The 2,025-nt window shown below is 60.6% G+C and carries 1 protein-coding gene and 2 pseudogenes; 1 reads left to right on the top strand and 2 read right to left on the bottom strand.

The window, feature by feature from the left end:
- Nucleotides 1–123 precede the first annotated feature (123 nt).
- Nucleotides 124–252 (top strand): annotated as a pseudogene (locus H7965_RS32145) (transposase); the annotation flags it as partial.
- A 419-nt stretch (nt 253–671) separates the two neighbouring features.
- Here H7965_RS32145 and H7965_RS28615 read toward each other — a convergent pair.
- Together H7965_RS28615 and H7965_RS32140 are read right to left on the bottom strand one after the other, a co-directional pair.
- The gene (locus tag H7965_RS28615; RefSeq protein ID WP_186773915.1) at nt 672–1,613 is read right to left on the bottom strand and encodes a Hint domain-containing protein; all 942 of its coding nucleotides are present in this window, start codon (nt 1,611–1,613) and stop codon (nt 672–674) included.
- A 146-nt stretch (nt 1,614–1,759) separates the two neighbouring features.
- Nucleotides 1,760–2,025: pseudogene (locus tag H7965_RS32140) on the bottom strand (IS66 family transposase); the annotation flags it as partial.

The raw sequence follows: 2,025 nt of genomic DNA, 5'->3' as shown, positions 1-2,025 counted from the left end.
CTGGCTGAGGCCGGCATCGTCGACGGCATCATGCATCGCGGCCATGCGCGCCGACCCCTCACAGCCTGGCAGCGCTGGATGAACACCGCGCTGGCGCCGATCCGTGGCTAGGTCGAACGCGCCTTCGGCACGCTGAAGCGCAGCTACGGATGGCGTCGGGTCCGCTACCGCGGCCTGATCCGCAACGGCGCCCATCTGCACCTGCTCTGCACAGCGATGAACCTGCGCCGCGCCGAACGCCTCATCGCCTGACGGGAGAGGTGCGCCCAACGCTCGGCTTCAGAGGCCCAAACGGGCATTGCTGAACGCCTCGTCGTCGGACTAACGCCACTCCACGCCCATCAGCCGCATTTCGCAGGGGTCTCCTCAAGGCCCCCTTGGCTCGATCCGCGCCCAGAGCAACCCCCTATTCGGAAAACCGCGGGACGAGGCTGCTCCACCCATCCCCACCGTTTTTCCCTCCTGCCCGTTGCGGCCTGAAGTTTTTTTCGGCTGGCCAATGGGCTGCGGAACCGGCCATGAACCGCCCATGAGCGGATCGCCCAGCCTCTTCCCCAACTCGCCGAATTGCCCGTAGCCCGAACAGGTGGCCGCCATCGGCTCTTGGGGTGGCCCGACCTACACTTCGGCAAGCGGTCGAGCCCCCTTTGATCCGAAACTCCGGGGCTGGTTTAGGCAGCTGCGTTCAGTGCACCGAACAGTGCGGCGGCGCGGCCCTCAAGCCGGCGGCGGATCGATACAGGCACTTGGCGGTGCGAGATAGCACGCGGCAGGTCCATTTCAGAAATAGGGGCTGTATCGCCGGCCAAGGCTACGTACTCGTTCCAGTTGTCGAAACGCTCGCGGTGCACGTTGTCCACGAAGGTTTCAGCTGGCGCACCCTCAGCGAGCACCAACGTGTGCTCGGCGACTTCAATGTGGAAGTAGGTAAAAGTCGCCGGCACGTCCTGCTCACGGATGACCGAGGTACCGTTCACCAGCGCCCCAGCCTGGACCAGCACACCGTCCACCAGCAGGGCATGGGCGGGGGAAACCAGCAGGTCGCGGGTGGGCAGGTTCTCACCCAGCGCGCCAGCACGTACCCGGATGGGCAGGACGCGCAACTTGTCTGTAAAAAGAGTGGAGACGGTCTGGCGTCCGATCCAGCGTACGGGTACGGCCTTGCCGTCAGCCGTCAGCACCAGGTCGCCGGACCGCAGCGCCTCAACCGGCAGTTCTCCATCAGGTATTCGGATTAGCGTGCCGGGATAGAAGCAAATCGGTTCGGGTTCAGTCGTATTAGCACTAACGGTAGTGGTGCCGGGTGCTATATTTTGGCTATTACTAAAAAGATAGTAGTTGCCATTCCCGTCTGTGGCGACAAAGCCGATGTCTGGGCCACCGCTAGTTAAAAAATGAGCGTTGCCAAAATAGGTTAGAGTAGTACCTGGTATAATGGTCCCAGTGTATGAAAAAACTTCATTCGACGTTAAGCTATTATCAGGAGAATTGCTGGTTTCCGTGACTGTTGCGGATCCGGTTCCTGTTAGGTCTGTAGCGCCGATGGCTATACCGAAAGTGCCGTTACCCGTGTTGGTTAGACTGTATACTTGGGTATATGTAGCGCTAGCCATACTTGTTCTCTTTCTTTAACTGCGAGGTTGCTCTGCTCAGGAAGGATATGGCCTGCTTCAGGCCACTGCACTCGTTGGTGACGCCTCCAATCTACGCACTGTCCGAACAATTTTGATGCTATAGCAAATTTACGAGAGGATCAAAAAATTTTTGCGGATGAAAATTGAGAAGAGGTTTGCGCGGCGCGTGGAGGTGTGGATATCCGCCACCACCTCATCTCGCGCCCGGCCTGGAACCGACCTTGGGCACGGCGGAGCAGGTTCATCAGCCCACCCTAGCTGAGGCGCAGCCCGAACAGGTCGGCCAGTGCGGCCTGCAGCCGCTCGTAGGAGAGCGCCTGATAGGTCTTGAGGTAGGTGGCCACCGCGTGCAGGCGCGGGCCGAAGGGCGTGCCGCTGACCGGCACGGGCG

The organism is Siccirubricoccus deserti (assembly GCF_014283215.1).
Lineage (GTDB): Bacteria > Pseudomonadota > Alphaproteobacteria > Acetobacterales > Acetobacteraceae > Siccirubricoccus > Siccirubricoccus deserti.
Note: the sequence above shows the minus strand (reverse complement) of the source record. Positions and strands in the feature narration are given on the sequence as shown.

Bases quoted from the DNA above. Each gene is read 5' to 3' on its own strand.
- H7965_RS28615 (WP_186773915.1), bottom strand. From the start codon at position 1,613: ATGGCTAGCGCTACATATACCCAAGTATACAGTCTAACCAACACGGGT.